Origin of the sequence: Pseudomonas sp. SLBN-26 (assembly GCF_006715895.1) — a bacterium.
Classification (GTDB): domain Bacteria; phylum Pseudomonadota; class Gammaproteobacteria; order Pseudomonadales; family Pseudomonadaceae; genus Metapseudomonas; species Metapseudomonas otitidis.
In genome coordinates this window covers 5,914,016-5,933,736 of record NZ_VFOB01000001.1, presented here as the reverse complement: position 1 = coordinate 5,933,736, position 19,721 = coordinate 5,914,016, and the positions used below count along the sequence as shown (strand labels likewise).

12 protein-coding genes are annotated in these 19,721 nt (G+C 68.5%); 4 read left to right on the top strand and 8 right to left on the bottom strand.

Annotated features, from left to right (window positions below):
• Positions 1–108: 108 nt before the first annotated feature.
• The gene (locus FBY21_RS27550) at positions 109–1,668 is read right to left on the bottom strand and encodes a sigma-54-dependent transcriptional regulator (RefSeq protein ID WP_142015498.1); all 1,560 of its coding nucleotides are present in this window, start codon (positions 1,666–1,668) and stop codon (positions 109–111) included.
• Between the two features lie 356 nt (positions 1,669–2,024).
• Here FBY21_RS27550 and phhA point away from each other — a divergent pair, with 356 nt between their 5' ends.
• Genes phhA through FBY21_RS27535 form a run of 3 tightly spaced genes read left to right on the top strand, consistent with a single transcriptional unit; the run spans position 2,025 to position 4,462 of the window.
• Positions 2,025–2,855: a phenylalanine 4-monooxygenase gene (phhA, locus tag FBY21_RS27545; RefSeq protein WP_309042769.1), complete on the top strand. Its 831-nt coding sequence runs from the start codon at positions 2,025–2,027 to the stop codon at positions 2,853–2,855.
• Positions 2,856–2,915: 60 nt separating this feature from the next.
• Positions 2,916–3,272, top strand: coding sequence for a 4a-hydroxytetrahydrobiopterin dehydratase (locus tag FBY21_RS27540; RefSeq protein ID WP_044411526.1), 357 nt, complete (start codon positions 2,916–2,918; stop codon positions 3,270–3,272).
• Positions 3,269–4,462, top strand: a complete 1,194-nt coding sequence (locus FBY21_RS27535) for an amino acid aminotransferase (RefSeq protein WP_107329711.1) — start codon at positions 3,269–3,271, stop codon at positions 4,460–4,462. The genes FBY21_RS27540 and FBY21_RS27535 overlap by 4 nt, the downstream gene beginning before the upstream one ends.
• 39 nt (positions 4,463–4,501) lie before the next feature.
• On the opposite strand, the gene arfB is transcribed toward FBY21_RS27535, so the two are convergent.
• Positions 4,502–4,915, bottom strand: a complete 414-nt coding sequence (arfB, locus tag FBY21_RS27530) for an alternative ribosome rescue aminoacyl-tRNA hydrolase ArfB (protein WP_044411522.1) — start codon at positions 4,913–4,915, stop codon at positions 4,502–4,504.
• 124 nt (positions 4,916–5,039) lie between these two features.
• Between arfB and FBY21_RS27525 the strand changes: the two genes are divergently transcribed.
• Positions 5,040–6,647 carry a methyl-accepting chemotaxis protein gene (locus FBY21_RS27525; protein ID WP_142015496.1) on the top strand — a complete coding sequence of 536 codons (1,608 nt, stop codon included), beginning with the start codon at positions 5,040–5,042 and terminating at the stop codon, positions 6,645–6,647.
• An 81-nt stretch (positions 6,648–6,728) separates the two neighbouring features.
• Here FBY21_RS27525 and FBY21_RS27520 read toward each other — a convergent pair whose 3' ends face one another.
• The 6 genes from FBY21_RS27520 to FBY21_RS27495 form a co-directional block, all read right to left on the bottom strand.
• Positions 6,729–7,832, bottom strand: a complete 1,104-nt coding sequence (locus FBY21_RS27520) for a hypothetical protein (protein WP_142015494.1) — start codon at positions 7,830–7,832, stop codon at positions 6,729–6,731.
• Between the two features lie 132 nt (positions 7,833–7,964).
• On the bottom strand, positions 7,965–8,978 hold the full coding sequence (locus tag FBY21_RS27515; protein WP_142015492.1) for a hypothetical protein: 1,014 nt from the start codon (positions 8,976–8,978) through the stop codon (positions 7,965–7,967).
• Between the two features lie 199 nt (positions 8,979–9,177).
• On the bottom strand, positions 9,178–10,674 hold the full coding sequence (locus FBY21_RS27510) for a TolC family protein (RefSeq protein WP_142016647.1): 1,497 nt from the start codon (positions 10,672–10,674) through the stop codon (positions 9,178–9,180).
• A 49-nt stretch (positions 10,675–10,723) separates the two neighbouring features.
• Positions 10,724–18,094: an Ig-like domain-containing protein gene (locus tag FBY21_RS30100; protein WP_301308383.1), complete on the bottom strand. Its 7,371-nt coding sequence runs from the start codon at positions 18,092–18,094 to the stop codon at positions 10,724–10,726.
• Between the two features lie 41 nt (positions 18,095–18,135).
• Positions 18,136–18,999: a sulfotransferase gene (locus FBY21_RS27500; RefSeq protein WP_107330703.1), complete on the bottom strand. Its 864-nt coding sequence runs from the start codon at positions 18,997–18,999 to the stop codon at positions 18,136–18,138.
• Positions 19,000–19,079: 80 nt separating this feature from the next.
• The gene (locus FBY21_RS27495) at positions 19,080–19,655 is read right to left on the bottom strand and encodes a phage tail protein (protein WP_240634142.1); all 576 of its coding nucleotides are present in this window, start codon (positions 19,653–19,655) and stop codon (positions 19,080–19,082) included.
• Positions 19,656–19,721: the final 66 nt, after the last annotated feature.

Sequence of the window (19,721 nt, the reverse complement as noted above, 5' to 3'; positions counted from 1 at the left end):
CGCGTCCTTTGTACCCCCCGAGCGCCGGCCCAACCATTGCACCAAGGTCTAACAGGCCGTTGAACACGCCCTGTGCTGCCCCGCCTGGAACCCCAGCGGCCTGCCGGCTCAAGCCTCTTCCCGACCCAATCCGTACTGCCGCAGCTTGTTGGCGATGGTGGTGTGCGACACCCCCAGGCGCTTGCCCAGTTGCCGGCTGCTGGGGTGGTCGGCGAACAGCCGCTCCAACACCGCCCGCTCGAAGCGCCCGACGATGGCCTCCAGCCCGCCTTCCAGGGAGAAGTCCCCAAGGGGCTGTGGCGCGCCGTAGTCTGGCAGGCGGATGTGCTCGGCACGCACCTGGCCGCCTTCGCACAGGGAGACGGCCTGGAACAGCACGTTCTCCAGCTGCCGCACGTTGCCCGGCCAGTGGTAGCGCGACAGCCGCTCCAGCGCCTGGGGCGCCAGGGTCGGCAACGGGCAGCCGATCTGCCGGCTGGCCGAGTCGAGGAAGTGCTCCACCAGCGGCGCCAGCCCATCCAGGCATTCGCGCAGCGGCGGGATGTGCAGGGACAGCACGTTGAGGCGGTGGTAGAGGTCCTGGCGGAACTCGCCCCGCGCGCACAGCTCCGACAGGTCCACCTGGGTGGCGCAGATCACCCGCACGTCCAGGTACACCTCCTCGTCGCTGCCCACCCGGCGGAAGCAGCCGTCCTGCAGGAAGCGCAGCAGCTTGGCCTGCAGGCGCGGACTCATCTCCCCCACCCCATCGAGGAACAGCGTGCCGCCGGCGGTCAGCTCCAGCAGCCCCAGCTTGCCCTCCGGCCGGGCGCCCTCGAAGGCCCCGGGGCCGTAGCCGAACAGCTCCGTCTCGGCCATGGATTCCGGCAGCCCGGCGCAATTCAGCGCCATGAACGGCGACTGCCCGCGCGGGCTCGCCAGGTGGCAGGCACGGGCCAGCAGCTCCTTGCCGGTGCCGGTTTCGCCCTCGATCAGCAGCGGCGCGTCCAGCGGTGCCATGCGCCGCGCCTCGCGCACCACCGCCGCCATCACCCGCGAACTCTGGAAGATGCTGTCGAAGCCGCGCAGCTCGTGCTTGCGCACGTTGTAGATGCGCTCCCCCACCCGGTCGGCGCGGTGCAAGGTCAGCACCGCGCCGGCCAGGGCCTCGCTCTCGTCGTGCTCGGATTGCAGCGGCGCGATGTCGGCCAGGAACACGTCGCCGCGCACCTTGATGCGCAAGCCGTTCACCCGCGCCTTGTTGGCCCGCACCACCTCCGGCAGGTCGAAATCCTCCACGTAGCGCGACAGCGGGATGCCCGGCACCTCGTCCACCCGCACACCCAGCAACTGCGCCGCCGCGCGGTTGGCGGCGACGATGGAGCCGCCCATGTCCACCGACAGCACCGGGAACTCCAGCGCCCCCAGCAGGGCGTTCAGCTCCAGGTGACGGCGTTCGCTGGGCATCAGCCCCACGCGCTTCACGCCGAATACGCCGGAGATGGCCTCCAGCTTCGGCCGCAGGGATTGCAGTTGCAGGTTGATGAGGTTGGGGCACAGCAGATAAATGGCGTTGCCCTGGTCCCCGCCCACTTCGCCACGGTTGACGTTGATGCCGTAGTCGACGAGCAGGTTGAGGATGTCGCGCAGGATCCCTACGCGGTTCTGGCAATGGACTTTGATACGCATTAGGCACCCCGAAACGGGCTCTTGTCAGTGCACCTCCAAAAACTACCTGCGTTGTCATCGCTGCGTTAAAAACCGACTCAAAGTGCTCATTTACACCACGTAAACTGCGCTTTTTCGCCTGTTTTTGCCTTGCGCTGACTGCCTCGCCTACGTTTTTAGAGGCGCACACCAGGGGCAGTGCCGGGAAAATCAGCGTCCTGCCCGATTTTTCCGTCAAGAATATGTGACGCTTCGACGCACCAGCAAGGCCGAAACACCGGCCACCGGCAAAATCGTAAAGAATTCGTTACGAAACACACCCCCGCCTCCCCATCCAGCCCGACCTCCTGCACCGCCCCAGCCCACCGAAACGCGGTATCCCTGGGTCAACACAACAACAACGTCGCGCCCTGGGAGGCCGAATGAAAACCACCCACTACGTGGCCCGCGAGCCGGACGACAGCGGCTTCATCCATTACCCGGACAGCGAGCACGCCGTCTGGAACACCCTCATCACCCGCCAGCTCAAGGTGATCGAAGGGCGCGCCTGCCAGGATTACCTGGACGGCATCGAACGCCTCGCTCTGCCCCACGATCGCATTCCCCAGCTCGACGAGATCAACCGCGTGCTCCAGGCCGCCACCGGCTGGCGCGTTGCCCGCGTCCCGGCGCTGATCCCCTTCCAGACGTTCTTCGAGCTGCTGGCCAGCCAGCAGTTCCCCGTGGCCACCTTCATCCGCACCCCGGAGGAGCTGGACTACCTGCAGGAGCCCGACATCTTCCACGAGATCTTCGGCCACTGCCCCCTGCTCACCAATCCCTGGTTCGCCGAGTTCACCCACACCTACGGCAAGCTCGGCCTCAAGGCCACCAAGGAAGAGCGCGTGTACCTCGCCCGCCTCTACTGGATGACCATCGAGTTCGGCCTGGTGGACACGCCCCAGGGCCGCCGCATCTATGGCGGCGGCATCCTCTCCTCGCCCAAGGAAACGGTCTACTCGCTGTCCAGCGAGCCCGAGCACCAGGCCTTCGACCCGCTGGAAGCGATGCGCACGCCGTACCGGATCGATATCCTGCAACCCCTGTACTTCGTGCTGCCGGAGCTGAAGCGCCTGTTCGAGCTGGCCCACGAGGACATCATGGCCCTGGTCCACCAGGCCATGGCCCTCGGCCTGCACGCGCCGAAATTCCCGCCCAAGGCGGCCTGAACCGAACCAGACTCAAGGAGCCGGCGAGCCACGCCGGCCGAACGAACAACGGAGAACCCCATGACCGCCTTGTCCCAAGCCCACTGCGAAGCCTGCCGCGCCGGCGCCCCGCTGGTTTCCGACGACGAACTGGCCACGCTGATCAAGGAGATCCCGGACTGGAACATCGAAGTCCGCGACGGAATCATGCAGCTGGAGAAGGTCTTCCTGTTCCGCACCTTCCGCCATGCCCTGGCCTTCACCAACGCCGTCGGCGCCGCCGCCGAGGAAGAAGGCCACCACCCGGGCCTGCTCACCGAGTGGGGCAAGGTCACCGTCACCTGGTGGAGCCACGAAGCCAAGGGCCTGCACCGCAACGACTTCATCATGGCCGCGCGTACCGACCGCATCGCCGAAACCGCCGAGGGCCGCAAATGAGCCACTTCGCCGCCGTGGGCCGGGTGCCAGGCGACCCCATCCTCGGGTTGATGGACGCCTTCCGCCAGGACACCCACCCCAACAAGCTCGACCTGGGCGTCGGCGTCTACAAGGACGCCCGTGGTCTCACCCCCATCCCCCACGCCGTGAAGCACGCCGAGCAGCGCCTGCTGGAGCTGGAAACCACCAAGACCTACGTCGGTGGCCACGGTGATGCCGCCTTCGGCCGCCTGCTGCAGGACCTGGTGCTGGGCATCGGCAACCCCGTACAGCGCGCCGGTCGCGCCGGCACCACCCAGGCCCCGGGCGGCACCGGCGCCCTGCGCCTGGCCGCCGAGTTCATCGCCCGCAACCTGCCGGGCCGTGGCGTCTGGCTGAGCGACCCGACCTGGCCGATCCACGAAACCATCTTCAACGCCGTCGGCGTCGCGATCAGCCACTACCCCTACGTGGACGCCGCCAACCGCCTCGACGTCGAAGGCCTGCTGGCAGCCTTCGAGCGCATTCCCGTCGGCGACGTGGTGCTGCTGCACGCCTGCTGCCACAACCCCACCGGCTTCGACCTGGCCCAGGCCGACTGGCAACGGGTGCTGGAGGTGGTGAAGCGCCGCGAACTGCTGCCACTGATCGACTTCGCCTACCAGGGCTTCGGCGATGGCCTGGACGACGACGCCTGGGCCGTGCGCCTGTTCGCCGAAAACCTGCCGGAGGTGCTGGTCACCAGCTCCTGCTCGAAGAACTTCGGCCTCTACCGCGAACGCACCGGTGCCCTCATCGTCTGCGCCGAAGATGCCGAGAAGCTCGCCGACGTCCGCAGCCAACTGGCCTTCCACGCGCGCAACCTGTGGTCCACCCCGCCCGCCCACGGCGCCGCCGTGGTCGCCACCATCCTCGAGGACGCCAAGCTGAAGGCCGAATGGATCACCGAGCTGGAGGGCATGCGCCGCCGCGTCGCCGACCTGCGCCGGGGCCTGGTGGAAGCCCTGCAGCCCTACGGCCTGGCCGAGCGCTTCGCCCACATCGGCGTGCAGCGCGGCATGTTCTCCTACACCGGCCTGTCGCCGGAGCAGGTGGCGCGACTGCGCAACGAGTTCAGCATCTACATGGTGGGCACCGGCCGCGCCAACATCGCCGGGCTGGACTTCAGCCGCATCGGCGACCTCGCCGCCGCCATCGCCAAGGTCTGCTGAGCGCACCGGGCGGCCCCTGCCCGGGGTCGCCCGGTCGGCTCAGTAATCCACCTTGCCGCGCCCGGCCTTGATCGCCCCGCGCTTGCTCTTGCCGTCGAGGCGACGGGTCTTGGAGCCGAGGGTGGGGCGCGTCGGCCGGCGCTTCTTCTGCACCACCGCCGCCTCGCGAATCAGCGTCGCCAGGCGCTCCAGCGCATCGGCACGGTTCTGCTCCTGGGTCCGGTACTGCTGGGCCTTGATCACCACCACCCCATCGGCGGTGATGCGCGCATCCCGCAGCGCCAGCAGGCGTTCCTTGTAGAACGGCGGCAACGACGAGGCCTGGCTGTCGAAGCGCAGGTGCACCGCACTGGAGACCTTGTTGACGTTCTGCCCACCGGCGCCCTGGGCGCGGATGGCGGTCAGTTCGATCTCGTCGTCGGGGATCTGGACGTTGGAGGAAATCTGCAGCATGACGACGACCCGCGAAAAAGGGCGCCCAGAATACGCCGCGCAAAGGCCCTGGTGCGAGCACGCTGGCCCGCCAACACTGAACTACGCTTAGCCAACGATCCGCTTCGCAAGGGAGGCCAAGGGGATGAACATCCGTCAGAAACTGGTGGCATCGGGCGTCATCAGCGTGCTCGCCGCCGCACTGCTGGGGGGCATCGGCCTGCTCGGGCAGAACCGCCTCGCCGATGCACTGGCCGAGAACCAGCTGAGCGTCACGGCCCTGCGCAACCACATGGAAGGCGACATGATGCACGACGCCCTGCGCGCCGACGTGCTCGCCGCCTTCGTCGCCGCCCCGGGCGACAACGCCGCCGCCAGCCAGGTTCGCAACGACTTCAGCGAGCACAGCCAGTGGTTCCGCAAGGTCATGGACGAGAACGCCAAGCTGCCGCTGAGTCCCGAGCTCAGCCAGTCCATCCGCGACCTGCGCCCGCTGATCGACACCTACATCGCAGCAGCCGGCAAGCTGGTGGACGACGCCCTGCGCGATCCCCAGGCGAGCCGCGCGCAGCTGAGCGACTTCCAGCGCATTTTCAGCGAGCTGGAGGAACGCAACGAGAAGCTCAGCACCCTGATCGAAACCCGCGCCGACGAGGCCCGCCAGACTGCCAGCGACGCCGTACACAGCGCCGCCTGGTGGCTGCTGGGCGGGCTGGTGCTGGTCTGCGTCGTGCTCTGCCTCGCCACCGTACAGTTGATGAGCGCCATCATGCGCCCGCTGAAGAAGACCATCGACGTGGCCCGTGCCATCGCCCAGGGCAACCTGCGCAACAGCATCCAGGTGGAAAGTCGCGACGAAGCCGGCCAGCTGATGGAAGCCCTGGCCCAGATGCAGAACAGCCTGCGCGAGATGATCGCCAGCATCCGCCTGGAGAGCGAAGAGCTGCGCGGCACCGCCACCACCCTCAGCGACACCTCACGGGGCATCGTCGACGGCGCCAACCAGCAGGCCGAGAGCGCCGCCAGCATGGCCGCCGCCATGGAGCAGATGATTACCAACATCGCCCAGATCGCCGACCACGCGCGCAACGCCCAAGGCATTTCCGCCCATTCCGAAGGCCTGGCCAGCAGTGGCGGGCAGGTCATCCTCGGCGTGGTGGACGGCATGAACCGCATCGCCGAGGCCGTGAACAGCTCCTCCAACACCATCACCGCCCTGGGCCGCTCGTCCGAAGAGATCCACTCCATCATCCAGGTGATCAAGAGCATCGCCGAGCAGACCAACCTGCTGGCCCTCAACGCCGCCATCGAAGCGGCCCGGGCCGGCGAGGCCGGGCGTGGCTTCGCCGTGGTGGCCGACGAGGTGCGCAACCTCGCGGCGCGCACCGCCCAGTCCACCCAGGAGATCACCGGCATGATCGCGCGCATCCGCGAAAGCACCGACCAGGCGGTGAACAGCATGCAGACCGGCGTCACCCGCGTGCAGGATGGCGTCACCCTCGCCACCCAGGCCGGCAGCTCCATCAGCGAGATCCGCGAGGGTGCCCACAAGGCCGCCGAAGTGGTGGACGAGATCTCCCACACCATCGGCGAGCAGTCCAAGGCCAGCAGCGAAGTGGCCCAGCGGGTCGAACTCATCGCCCACATGTCCCGCAGCAACACCGAGGCCATGCACGAACTGGCCGCAGCCGCCCAGCGCCTGGACCAGGTGGCCGCCGCCATGCAGTCCTCGGTGTCGCGCTTCCAGGTCTAGCCCGCCCTCCCCTGCCCGCCCACAAGAAAGCCGCCTTGCCCATCAGGGCAAGGCGGCTTCGTGGTGCGGCCAAGCCAGCGGTCAGGCTGCCAGGCGAACCGCCTCCAGCAACGCCGGCAGCGGCAGCGCATGGGCGCCGCCGATGCTCAGGGTCACCTGCTGGCCGGCGGCCCCGGCATAACGCTGCAAGGCTTCCGGCGTCAGCTGTGCGCCGTTGAAGGCGGCGTCGAAGCGCTTCTGGTCACCCGCCACCTCGAAGGCCGCCAGCAGGCTGGGTTCGGCCACCTCCTGGGCCGTGTTCACCGCCACGGCGGTGCTCACCCCGGCCGCTTCCAGCGCCAGGGCCAGGTTCACTTCCGCCTGCAGGGCGCCGTTGAATTCCACCGAGAGCTGCCGGGTGTTGCCGGTGGCACCGATGCAGGCCAGCAGGCTGGCACTGTCCAGGGACTCGGCAGTGTTCACCCGCACCAGGGTGTTGGTGCCGGCGCCCGCCACCACGCTCGCCAGGTCGGTCTCGCCGGCCTGCGCGCCGTTGAACACCAGGCTCAGGTGGCGGCCGTTGCCTGCGGCGCCCAGCGTGTCGCGCAGCTCGTCCGCCGTCAGGGCCTGGGCACCACCGATGACGATGCCGGTGCTCGCCCCGGCCGCCTCGACCGCCTGCAGCAGGTGCGCGGCCGGTTGCGTGCCGCTGAGCTCCACGGCGAGGTTGCGCCCGTCGCCGGCCGCTTCCAGGGCCGCCAGCAGCGCTTCCGGGGTCAGCGACTGGGCGGCACCGATGCCGATGTCGACCCGCTCACCCGCCACGCCCAGCGCGGCCAGCAGCGCTTCGGCGCTGGCGCGGCCGCCGGTGAAGGTGGCGCGGACCTGGCGACCATCACCGGCCGCCGCCAGGGTCGAGCGCAGTGCAGCGGGGTTCACCGCCTGGGCGGCGTTGATCTCCACCGCCGTGTGCGGGCCGGCGAAGCTCACCGCCTGCTGGAGGTTGCGCGTCTCGGCGCGGGCCCCGTCGAAACCGAGCACCAGGCGGCGGTCGCTGCCGGCGGCGCTCACCACCGACAGCAGCGCCCCCGCATCCAGGCCGTGGGCGGCCCCGTAGTGCACGGTGGTGTTTTCACCAGCGGCCAGGAGCACCTGGCGCAGGGTATTGATCGCGACAGAACCGTCGAAGTGCAGAACGAGTTTCATGACTGACTCCCGAAAATTCCAACGCCTCAGGGCAGCGGCTACCCTCCCAGAGCTGGCTGCAACGGGCAATCGGGACCCAGTGACGGGTGCGGGCGAAAGGTCGGAAAGCCCGGTCCGAAAGGGGCCCCGGGGCTATTCGAGGACCATCCAGTCGATGACACCCACCTCGTCGTTGGCCGGCATTTTCAGCACCTGGCCGTCGCTGCGCCGCTGCAGGATCGAGCGACCGGCGCCCTGCTTCAGGCCGTCCGCCTCGCGGACCGCCACGGCCTGGTCGGTGGGGCTGAACAGCGACAGGCCATCCCCCTCGTGACGCACACGGGTGCCCACCGGGTAGTGCCAGCCACCCAACACCAGCGGCCGGGCCAGCTCGCCCTCCCAGAACACCGGCTCGCGCCGGGCATCCAGCTCCAGCACCAGGGACAGCCAGTGCAGGCCATCGAACGGCAGGTCGGCGGGGCCGTCGTTGCGCAGCACCCAGTGCTCGCCCAGCTGCCGCAGCGTCGTGCCGGTCGGCCAGTCGATGCCCTGCACGGAGTGGCCGGGGGTCAGCGGGCAGCTCTCGAAGTGCCAGCCGGTGGGCTTCAGGCGGTCCTCCTGGGTGCGGCGGAACTCCACCCACTCCCCGGCGGCGCAGGGCCACCCGTCCACCTGGCCTTCGCGGGCCAGGCGCACACGGCTGGAGTCATAGCCGGTCGGCAGGTCCAGGGCGTCTACCTGCAAGCCGAGCAGTGCCATGGGCGCGGGCAGCTCGGCCTCCTTCAGGCTCTCCAGCCCGTGGGGCTGGGGCTGGTCCTGCCAGTCCAGCGGATCGAGGGTTTCCAGCTTGACCTGGCTGCCCGCCGGGAAGGTCAGGTCGCCCAGGGTCAACGGCTGCTCCAGGCGTGGGTTGAGCGCCGCCTGGCGGGCGGCGAATTCCGCCGCGAACTCGCGCTCATGCAACCACAACGCGCCCATCAGCCCCACCGGCACCAGCATCACCAGCGTCAGCAGGCCGTAGCGCCAGGGACGCGCCAGCACATGCCGACGCGAGCGCGGCCAGCACAGGGAGGCCGCCAGGGCCAGCAGCACGGGCACAGCCAGCACGCCGAGCAGGTAGATCAACCCGATGATCAGGAACACGGTGGGGTTGGGAACGGGGATCATCGGCGCACCTCGGCAATGGCAGGCGCCCATGCTCGCAGAAAGCCCGGGAAGGCGGACAGGCGCAGGTGGCCATCCGCGAGGCCGATCACACTCGTGGATTCACAAGACGGACGCAGGATCGTCAGGAAGAGGAAGGAAGGCATGCGGGCCCACCCGGCAGATCGCAGGGGCACGATCCACCGGGCAGGCTCGCCGGCGCTTACTTGGCCGGGCTGATGTCGCCCTGTTCGAGGCGCGCCTGGCTGCTGGCCAGGGCGTTGGCGAGGGTGCTCAGGCGGGTGTCCGGCAGGGAGCCGGGCAGCGGGTCGACACCGGCGCTGACGAACACCTGGTTGTAGGCGTTGCGCAGGTCGGCGTAGGCCAGGTCACGCTTGAGCTGGGCCTGCAGGGTGTTCAGCTCGCCCTGGATCAGCTCCAGCTCGCCGATGCTCTGGGTGCTGTAGCGGTTGCGCAACTGTTCGGCGATCTGCCCGTCCAGGTCGGCCAGTTGCTGGCTGGTCTGGAACTGCCGGCGGGCCTCGGCGTAGTTGGCGCTGGCCACGTAGAGCTGCGCGAGGATGGCCATGGACATCGCCTGGCGGCGGGCCGCGGTGACGTCCTGGCCGGCCTTGGCCACGTCGATGGCCGCGGGCGCGGAGAGCACGTTGAACAGGTTCCAGGTGACCTTCACGCCGTAGTCGGCCCAGCTCTGGTTCACCAGGAAGCTGTTGCTGTCGTAGTGGCCACCGGCGGAGAACTCCAGGCCGGGCAGCAGGCGCAGCATGGCCTTGCGGGTCTCGGCGGCGCTGATGCGCGCCTGGTAGTCCTGCTCACGCAGTTCCGGGCGGCTGGCCAGGGCCTGCTGCTCCAGCTGGGCGAAGTTCACCTTCAGCTCGGGCACCGCGTAGTCGTTGCTGGCGGCCAGCTGGAAGTCGGTGTTAAGCGGCAGGTTGATCAGCGCGGCCAGCTCGGTCTTGGCCAGGGACAGCGCGCGGCGCTGCTCTTCCAGCTGGCGGGTGGCCTCGATCAGCGCGCGCTGGTAGCTCAGCGCCTGCACCGGATCGCCGATGCGCTGGGTGCTGAGGTTGCGGCTGTCATCGCGGGCCTTGTCGACACGGGCCATGAGGCTGTCGATCTGCTTAAGCAGGCGCTCGGCGGCCACGGCTCGCCAGTAGGCGGAGCGTACGTCCTGGGTGATGGTGTGGATGACCTTGCGACGGCGCTCCTCGACGATCAGGCGCTGATCGGCCTGCTGCTTGGCGCTCATGTAGCTGACGCCGAAGTCGAGCACGTTCCACACCATGGTCAGGTCCGCCACGCCACGGTCGCGGTCCTGGGAGGTGGACGGTTCCAGGGACTGGGAACCGGTCTCGATGCTGCGGCTGCTGGAGGCGCTGACGTTGTTGCGCCCGGCGTAGCCAGCGGACAGCGCCATACGCGGCAGCATGTCGAAGGTGGCCAGGTCCAGCTGGCGCTCGGCCAGGGCATGCTCCATCACCTTGAGGCGCGCCTCGAGGTTGTACTTGATGGCGCGGGCCATGGCTTCGTTCAGGGTCAGGGGCCCGCTGAGGGGCTCCTGGTCCTTGAACATGCTGGAGAGGTCCGCCCGTGCGCGGGCCTCGCTCTCGCTGCGGTCGATGGGCTGGGTGGTCACGGCGCACCCGCTGATGGCCAAGGCCAATAGGCTGGCAGTGAAGAGCTTGTAGGTCTGGTTCATGCTGGCGGCCGCCCCCTGGTACGGCACGGTGATTCCCTTTCTTGTCATGTCAGCCACGGGTGGTGGCCCCCGCCACCTGCCCGAGGGCCTGGGCCAACTCGCGCACCGGGCGCAGGTCGGCTTCCTTCATGGCGTGCAGTTGCTGGCCGAGAGTGGGGGCGCCGGTCAGGCCCCGCCCGTTCTTGCCGGTGTCGCCACCGCGCCACTGCTTACCGTCGAATACCTTCAGTTGCATGTCCTGCTGCGGCACATCCTTGCCGAACATGCTGGAGAAGCTGCTGCTGCCGAACACGCCGCCGTCGCCCCCGCCGAAGCCGAGGAAGCCGTTGGCGCCGCCGTCACTGGCGGAGCTGTCGCTGCTGGCGAAGACCTGGGCGATGTAGCTGGGCGCCAGGGCGTTCGGGTTGATGAAGATGTTGCCCACGGTGGGCACCCCGCTGCCCAGGGTCGGCTGCTCGAACAGCGGCGGCGGCAACAACGGCGAGGTGGTGCTGGAGGGCGGCACGCTGGGCACGTTGGGCTGGATCGGTGCGGTCGGCGTGGTCGGCACGCTGGGCGTCGGGTTGGCACGGAATTCCGGATCGCCCTCGACCCCGCCGAGCACGTAGCCCACGGTGGCGAAGTTGTTCGCCATGGCGTTGCCGACGGTGTCGGTGATACCGCTGCCGGCGGCAGCGAGGGACAGCCCGAGGGTGCCCTGGCCGGTGACGCCGCTGACGGTGACGCGGTAGGTGCGCGCATCCACCTGCACCAGCGACAGCAGGGTGCCGCTGGCGCTGCCGCTGGTGGCCAGGGCGAAGTCGGCCAGGTCGACGCCGCTGACGTTCTCGCTGAAGGTCACGGTGAAGCTGAGGGTGGTGTCGCGGGTCGGCGAGGTGCCATCGATGGCGATGTTGGTGACCTGCGGGGCGGCAGCATCCACCAGCACGCCGGCGGTGGAGCCCACGTTGTTGAGCACGGTCTGGGCGTTGTTGCCGGCGGCATCGCGCAGGGTCGCGCCGTTGGCATCGAGGCTGGCGCCGACGGCGATGCCGTTGCTGTCCTGCTGGCCACTGGCGACGGTGAGGCGGAACACCAGGGCGGTGCCGCCCGAGCCGCTGACGTAGTTGGCGTAGACGGTGCCGCCGGTGTCCAGGGTGATGGCCAGGCGCGGCGTGCCGCCGGTGGTGTCGACGGTCACGGCCTCATCGAAGTTCACCGTGAAGTCGAGGGTGTTGCCGGTCAGGTAGGTGCCATTGGCCGGTACACCGACGGAGGTGACGGCCGGGGCGCGGCTGTCGATGGCGTAGTTGTTGGAATCGGTGGTGCCGGTGCCGGTGTTGCCGGCGGCATCGGTGTAGCCGGTGTTGTCCAAGGTGATCAGGTTGGTCGGGTCGGTGACGTTGGCGCTGGGCGTCAGGGTCGCCGTCCAGGTGATGCCGCCGTCGGCGGAGCTGAGCCCGCTCAGGGTGCCGTTGGCGACGCTGAAGTCCCCAATGCCCAGCCCGGTCACCGCCTCGCTGAAGGTGATGGTGACGGTGGTGCCCTGCCCGGCCTTCAGCGCGGTGTCGGTGACCACGATGGTGGCCGTCGGGCGCTGGGTGTCGATGGCGTAGTTGTTGGAGTCGGTGGTGCCGCTGCCGGCGTTGCCGGCGACATCGGTGTAGCCGGTGTTGTCCAGGGTGATCAGGTTGGTCGGATCGTTGGCGCTGGCACTGGGCGTCAGGGTCGCCGTCCAGGTGACGCCACCGTCGTTGGAGCTGAGGCCGCTCAGGGTGCCGTTGGCAACGCTGAAGTCCGCCGTGGTCAGCCCGGCCACGGCCTCGTTGAAGGTGATGGTGACCGTGGTGGTCTGCCCGGCTTTCAGCACGGTGTCGGTGACCACGATGGTGGCCGTCGGACGCTGGGTGTCGATGGCGTAGTTGACCGAATCGGTGGTGCCGCTGCCGATGTTACCCGCCTGGTCCATCACCCCGGTGTTGTCGAGGGTGATCAGGTTGGTGGCGTCGCTGATGTTGGCGCTGGGGGTGAAGGTCGCCGTCCAGGTCAGGCCGCCATCGCTGGTGCTGAGCCCACTCAGGCTGCCGTTGGCCACGCTGAAGTCGGCAATGTCCAGGCCGGTGACCCGCTCGTTGAAGGTCACGGTGACGGTGGCGGTCTCGCCGATGCGCAAGGCCGTGTCGCTGAGGGTGATGCTGGTGGCCGCCGGGCGCACGCCGTCCACCACCAAGGCCTTGTTGGCACCCAGGGAGCCGGCGGCGCCGGGGGTCGGCAGGGTGAGGATGGCGTTCTGGTTGGCGCCATCCTTGATGGTGCCGCCGTTCAGGCTCAGGGCCGAGCTGGAGGCGTAGTCGAGGTCGGCTGAGCTGTCGCCGGCCTGCACGGTGTAGCTGAAGGTCAGGGTGTCGGTGCCCGAGCCGGACACATAGTCGAGCACACGGTCGGTGACACCGGTCTCCAGGGTCAGGGTCGGGGTGCCGGTCACGTTCACCGCGCTGTCGAAGCGCACGGTGACGGTGATGACGTCGCCGATCTTGTAAGTGCCGTTGGCGGTGCTGGACGAGACGCTGGTGACGGTCGGGGCGATGGGCGCGGTCAGGGTCAGGTCGTTGCCGCTGCCGCCGATGTAGCTGGTGGTCAGCTCGGTGCCGTTGCCCGACGCGTTGAACTTGCTGCCCTCGGTGACGCCGCTGAAGGTGCCGGTCACGGCATCGGCGGCATCGTTGACGATCACCGTGTAGCTGTCACCGCTGCCGGCCGCGTAGCCGTGGGTGACCGCCAGGGTGGCACCGGACACATCGACGGCGCCGTTCACCACCACCCGGTCGTAACCGGTGCCGGCGGTGGTGCCGTTGATGTCCAGGGCCAGGGTGCTGCCCGAGGCCAGGGTCAGGTTGCCGTTGACGGTCAGGGTGGCAACGCCCGTGCCGCCCGGAGAGAGGGTGCCGCCGCTCTGCACGGTGACATCGCCGCCCAGGGTGCCGCTGCCGGCCAGGGTCGCGCCGCTGGCCACAGTGGTGGTGCTGTTGGTGCTGCCGTCGACCACCAGGGTGCCCGCCGCCACAGTGGTGGCGCCGCTGTTGGTGTTGCTGCCGGAGAGGGTCAGGTTGCTGGCGCCGGTCTTGGTCAGGCTGCCGGTGCCGCTGATGGTGCCAGACAGGGTAGCGGCGGCGCCGGCATTGACGGTGACCAGGCCGGTCAGCGCCAGGGCGTTGTCGATGGTGGTGGTGCCGGTGATCTGCAGCGTGGTGCCGTTGGCCAGGTTGAGCGCACCGGCGCCCAGGTTGGCGTCGCTGGCGATGCTCAGGGTGCCGGCGTTGACGCTGGTGCTGCCGGTGAAGATGTTGCTGCCGGTCAGCGTGAGGGTGCTGGCACCGGACTTGGTCAGGCTGTTGCTGCCACTGATGACGCCGGAGAGCGTGGTGTTGGCGGCGGTGTCCACCGTGGCGCTGCCGCTGAGGGCGATGGCGTTGTCGATGGTGGTGGCGCTGGTCACCGCCAGGGTCGAGCCGGAGGCCAGGGTAACGGTGCCGTTGCCCAGGTTGCTGTCGCTGGCGACGCTGAGGGTGCCGGCGCTCACGGTGGTGGCACCGTAAGTGTTGCTGCCGGACAGGGTCAGGGTGTTGACTCCCGACTTGGTCAGGGTGAAGGCACCGCTGATCACCCCGGACAGGGTGGCGTTGGCCGCTGCGCTGACCGTGGCATTGCCGCCGAGAACGATGGCGTTGTCGATGGTGGTGGCGCTGGACACCAACAGGGTGCTGCCGGCGGCCAGGTTCACCGCCCCCGAGCCCAGGTTGGCGTCGCTGCTCACGCTCAGGGTGCCGGCGCTCACGTAGGTGGCGCCGTAGCTGTTGCTGCCGGACAGGGTCAGGGTGCCGCTGCCGGTTTTCGTCAGGTCGTAGGCACCGCTGATGGCACCACTGAGGGTGACGGCGTTGCTGTTGCCGATGCTGCTGTTGCCGGTCAGGACGATGGCGTTGTTGATGGTGGTGGCGCCGGAGACGTCGAGCACGGTTCCACCCGCCAGGGTGACCGTGTCGCCGCCCAGGTTGCTGTCACCGAAGATCGACAGGGTGCCGCCGGAGACGGTGGTGGCGCCACCGTAGGTATTGCTGCCGGACAGGGTCAGGGTGCCGCTGCCCTGCTTGACCAGCGAACCGGTCCCGGAAATCACCCCGATCACCGAGGTGGTGGTGTTGTCACCCCCGGCGGTGAGGGTGTAGCTGCCCAGCTGGATGCTGGCATTGGCGTTGTTGCTTGCCAGGCTGCCGATGGTCTGGTCCGAGAGCAGCGTCAGGGTGCTGTTGCCGTTGACCCGCACGGCGCTGTTGTTGGCTATGGAGGCATCGCCGTCGAGCTTCAGCCAGCCGTAGTTGGCCAGGATGGTGACCCCGGTGTAGGTGTTGGTGCCGGAGAAGGTCGTCGAGTAGGTGGCGGAACCTGCCTGGTTGATGGTCACCCCACCGGTGCCGCTGATGGCGCCGGAGAAGGTGGTGTCCGCCGTCTGGGTGCTGGTGAGACTGAAACTACCGAGCGTTACCGAGCCAGCGCCGGAGAGGTTGCCGATCGCCTCGTTGCCAGCCAGGGCCAGGGTGGCGCCTGCGGCGACGGACACGCTGCTGTTGGAGGAGATCGCATCCCCGCCGCTCACCGTCAGGGTGCCGGCGCTGATGGTGGTGGCACCGGAGAACGCATTGGCGGCGCCGGAGAGGGTCAGGTTGCCGGCCCCGGCCTTGGTCAGGGCGCCGCTGCCGGTAATGATGCTGGCGATGGTCGCGGTGTCGCCGGCGCCATGGGTGAAGGTCTGGGTGGTGCCAGCGCCCAGGGTGATGGTGCCGCCGGTGAGGATCAGGCCGCTGGCCTGGTCCATGTCGAGGGTCAGGCTTTCGTTGATCGACACGGCGTTGAGGTTCAGCGCCTGGCCGGCCAGGTTGCTGGCGAAAATGATGGTCTGGGTGCCGGTGCTGTCGGCCGCGGCGATGGCCACGGCCTCGCTGAAGCTGGTGCCGTTGCTGGGGTCGATGGTCGCGGTGTCGGTGGTGTTGGTGACGTAGATGAAGTCCGTGGCCACGGTGACGTTGGCGGTGGCACTGGCGCCGGCACCGTCATTGAGGGTGACCTTGACGTTGGCATCGCCGGCCGGCGTGTCGTTGCGGTAGGTGATGCGCTGCGCCACGTCGTTGACCAATGCCGTGGTGGCCGTGGTACCGCTGCTGGTGAAGGTGATGGTCAGCACGCCGCCGGTATTGGTGAAGGTGGCGAAGGTCAGCCCGCCCGCCTGCAGGTTGTTGCCGCTGACGGTGAACAGCGCGCTGGCGGTGTCGAAGTCCAGCAAGTCGGCACCCACCGCCGTGCCGTTACGCTGGATCACCAGGCTGGCACCGGACCAATCGCCATTGCCGCCGTTCAGCGCGCCCAGCTCGGCATCGGCCAGGCTGGCGTTGCTGCCCACGTCGAGGCGCACGGTATTGCCCACGCCGCCCCAGGCGACGCTGTCACCGTTGAGGTTGCCGAGGGTGGGCGCGGCGTTGGGGTTGTAGTTGGTATCGGTGATGCCGCCATTGGTGGTGTAGAGGGTCGAGGTGGACTCACCGTCGGCGCCGTTGACGTTCGTGCCGCCGGCCGCCTTGCCACCCAGGCCACCTGCACCGATGTTGCCGTTGGTCAGGGTATTGAAGCTGGTGTTGTCCATGCGCACGGTGCCGCCGGCGTTCCAGATGGCACCGACCCCGGCACCGCCCGCTCCACCATTGCCGACCCTGTTGCCAGGCCCCGTGGCCGCGTCGTTGGAAACACCGCCACCGCCGCCACCACCAGCCCCCAGGTTGTTGGTCAGGCTGCTGTTGACGATGGTCAGGATGCCGCTGCTGGTGTTGTAGATACCCCCCGCAGCGGCGCCCCCCTTGCCGCCGACGGCGGCAACACCGCCGCCGCCGCCGCCACCGCCAATGCTGGTGGTGCCGTTGTTGGCCGACCCACCTCCGCCCCCTGCGGTGTAACCGGTGGTGCTGTTGCCGTCACCGCTGTAGCTGCCACCCGCGCCGCCGGCCGCGCCGCCGCCACGCCCACCGAAGGAGCTGGTACCGCCCGCGCCATTGCCGCCGTTGATGCCGGAAGCGGGCGTGGGTGAGATGCCGGCGCCAGCACTGGTACCGCCGGAGCCGCCGGGAGTCGTTCCAAAGCCACCGCCGCCACCGCCGCCACCGCCGTAGTAGCCACCGGAGTCGCCACCCCCGCCGCCGCCGCCAGACGCCTTGTTACCGGTAATGGTGCTGTTGGTGATGGTCAGTACGCCGGCGTTGTAGATACCGGCACCCACGCTATCGGGTGCGGCCGAGTTCTCGTTGCCACCGTTGCCGACGATCAGGCCATTGCGGATGGTGATGTTGTCCAGCGCGACCTTGGAGTTGGCGCCGCTGGTGTTCACGTCCAGTATCCGAGCCTTGTTGGCCCCGTCGATGGCGAAGCCACCGCCGACGATCTGCAGGGTGTGGCCGTCGGTGACATGGATGGAAATGGTGTCGTTGAAGCCGGTGAAGGTGATGTTGCCGGTGAGGGTGATCACGTCGTCGGCGTTATCGGCAACGCCCGTGGTGATGGCGCTCTTCAACTCGGCCAGGGTGCTCACCGAGGTGGTCACCAGCAGGTGGTCGTAACTGCCCAGGCGCGACAGGTTCAGGGCATTGCTGGCGGCGATCTGGCCGGTGGTGACCTCCAGGTCCCAGTCACCGCCCTTGGCGTTGCCGCCGGTGTTGTCGTCGGATGCGGCGATGTCCGCACCGGTCATGTCCGCCAGCTTGGAGACGAAGGCATGGCCTTCGCTGCCCGCCCCCACTTCGCAGCCGTAAAGGAGGATGTCGCCCTCGGCGGTCAGCGCCTTGCCGATAGTGGAGAGCTGGGACGCGTACTGCGCGAGGTTGCCCTCGAACAACGGGCCGTTGCCCAGCAGCAGCACCCCGGAATCGCCGTGGGAAATGATGTGGATGGCATCGATGCCGGTGCGCCCGGCCAGGGCGTCGGCGATCTGCTGCACGCCGTCCTTGTTGGTGGACAGCAGCACCACCTCGGCATTGGGCGAGACGGCCTTGAGCAGCTCCTGGTAGTTCGGCGCGCGGGTGTCGACGAAGACGATTTCCTTGCGCACGCCGCTCTGACCATCGGTCACCGGACTGGCCTGCAGGTCCTGGGTGCCATGGTTGTTGTCGGGGGTGCTCGCGTGGCTGCTGTCGCGGGCGCCGGTGTCATGGGCCGCATCGGCCGTGGGAGCGGCTGTCGCCGTCGCGGCGGCGGTATCGGCGACGGTAGCCGCCACCGCGCCGTCGAACATCATGCGCGGCTCCAGCGCACTGATCAGCGGCAGCGGGCATGCCAGCGGCGCAGCCTCCGCACCCTTGGCCTTGCCGTTGCGACCTGCCTTCTTCGAAAGACCCCAGCCCATGACTTCTACCTCCTCATTCCGACGCCCGCCTTGGCAGGTGCTCAGTTGCGTTCTTGTTCCAGGGCCCGGGCGTCCCGGGAGGTCCTGATCACATGGGCCTCGCTGTTGCGCGAGTCCTTCCAGAAATCCAGTTGTGCGTATTGCTCGAACAGGTCCGGCGGCAGCAGGGTGCGCCGCGCCGCCACTTCGACCTTGGGCCGCACCTTGTGCAGACCGCGCAGGCCCAGGGCCTGGTCGAACTCCGGGACGTCGTACTCAACGTGCTCGAAGTCGTGCGGGTACCAGGGCTCATCAAGGAATTCGTAGACCAGTTGCAGCACCCGCTCGGGCGTGGCCACCAGCAGGTCGTAGTCCACCAGCAGCAGGGAGCGGGCGTGCTCGCCGTAATAGGCATCCTTCAGCGCCGACCAGGCCAGGCCCACCAGGCGGTTGCGCTGGGCCAGGGTCTCGACCCGGCTGTAGACGGTGTTGCGTTCGCTGTCGTCGTTGAACAGCTTGGTGATCTCGTACGGGTTGGCGCGGTAGAGCCGCTCGATGCTGTCCATCACCCAGGCGACGTTGCGCACACAGGCGATCACCTTGGCCTGGGGGAACAGGTCCAGCAGGGCCGGCAGACGCGCGCACCACAGGCGGTTGGTGTCGAAGATCACCTCATGCCCGCTCTGGTCCGCGTAGTAACTGCTGAACAGGCCGGCCAGCAGGCGCTTGCGCTGCTCCTGGGTCACCACCGGGCCGAACTCGCTGTCGGCGCCGAACTGCTTGAGCAGGCCCGAGAAGAAGCTGCCCACCGGGCTGGTCATGCCGGCGTGAAAGCGCGGGTTCTGCCGCAGCAGCGCCGCCAGCAGCGTGGACCCCGAGCGTGGCAGCCCCGAGATGAAGTGATAGGTGGGTGATGGATGGGCCATGGTCTGCGTGTACGTCTGCCTGTCAGTGATACGGGGCCGGAGAGCCACCGGTGCCGCAAGGCACCGGCGGGTCGAGTGCCTCAGTTGCGCGAGGGGAAGATGCCGTCCAGCGCGATGATGAAGTTGATCCCGATGTAGGGGTTGCGGATGGCCACCGGCTGGCTGCCGCCGGCGATCTGCACCGTCACGTTCACGGTGCTGGGGTTGGTCAGCGGGACCGGGTTCGACATCGCGCTCGACCAGATCGCCGCTGCCGAAGCCGAGCCGCCCGCGGAGCCACCCAGGACGGAGTTGGTCGCACTCGGAACCAGTGCCGGGTTGGTCGGTGTGCCAGCGGCAGAGATCGTGCTGGTGCCGGACGCGAGGTGGGTGTGCATGGGCATCTGGGTCTGCAGCAGGGTCACGTTCTCAACCCCACCAAGCTCACCCAGGTCGATGAGCGACAGGCCGGGCCCCTGGGACTGGCCGACCGGCGAGCGGCCACGCAGGTCCGGCAGGCCATAGGTGGTCTGGCCATTACCGCCGTAGGTGGTGCCCAGCAGGGAAAACAGTGCGGTGTTCTGCGCAATCGCCATGCTCTGCCCCATGCAGAACGCATAGCCACGGGGTGCGAAGTTGCCGCCGAACATCTTGATCTCACCGATGAAAGGATCCACGTGTTGACTCTCCTCTGGCTCTGGTTTCGCGCAACCGGAATCCCGGTCGCACATGCATGCTCGTTG

What these genes read in the sequence shown, in the direction of transcription:
- FBY21_RS27550 (WP_142015498.1), bottom strand. Translation starts at nt 1,668, where the DNA reads ATGCGTATCAAAGTCCATTGCCAGAACCGCGTAGGGATCCTGCGCGAC.
- FBY21_RS27540 (WP_044411526.1), top strand. Translation starts at nt 2,916, where the DNA reads ATGACCGCCTTGTCCCAAGCCCACTGCGAAGCCTGCCGCGCCGGCGCC.
- FBY21_RS27535 (WP_107329711.1), top strand. Translation starts at nt 3,269, where the DNA reads ATGAGCCACTTCGCCGCCGTGGGCCGGGTGCCAGGCGACCCCATCCTC.
- arfB (WP_044411522.1), bottom strand. Translation starts at nt 4,915, where the DNA reads ATGCTGCAGATTTCCTCCAACGTCCAGATCCCCGACGACGAGATCGAA.
- FBY21_RS27525 (WP_142015496.1), top strand. Translation starts at nt 5,040, where the DNA reads ATGAACATCCGTCAGAAACTGGTGGCATCGGGCGTCATCAGCGTGCTC.
- FBY21_RS27520 (WP_142015494.1), bottom strand. Translation starts at nt 7,832, where the DNA reads ATGAAACTCGTTCTGCACTTCGACGGTTCTGTCGCGATCAATACCCTG.
- FBY21_RS27515 (WP_142015492.1), bottom strand. Translation starts at nt 8,978, where the DNA reads ATGATCCCCGTTCCCAACCCCACCGTGTTCCTGATCATCGGGTTGATC.
- FBY21_RS27510 (WP_142016647.1), bottom strand. Translation starts at nt 10,674, where the DNA reads ATGAACCAGACCTACAAGCTCTTCACTGCCAGCCTATTGGCCTTGGCC.
- FBY21_RS30100 (WP_301308383.1), bottom strand. Translation starts at nt 18,094, where the DNA reads ATGGGCTGGGGTCTTTCGAAGAAGGCAGGTCGCAACGGCAAGGCCAAG.
- FBY21_RS27500 (WP_107330703.1), bottom strand. Translation starts at nt 18,999, where the DNA reads ATGGCCCATCCATCACCCACCTATCACTTCATCTCGGGGCTGCCACGC.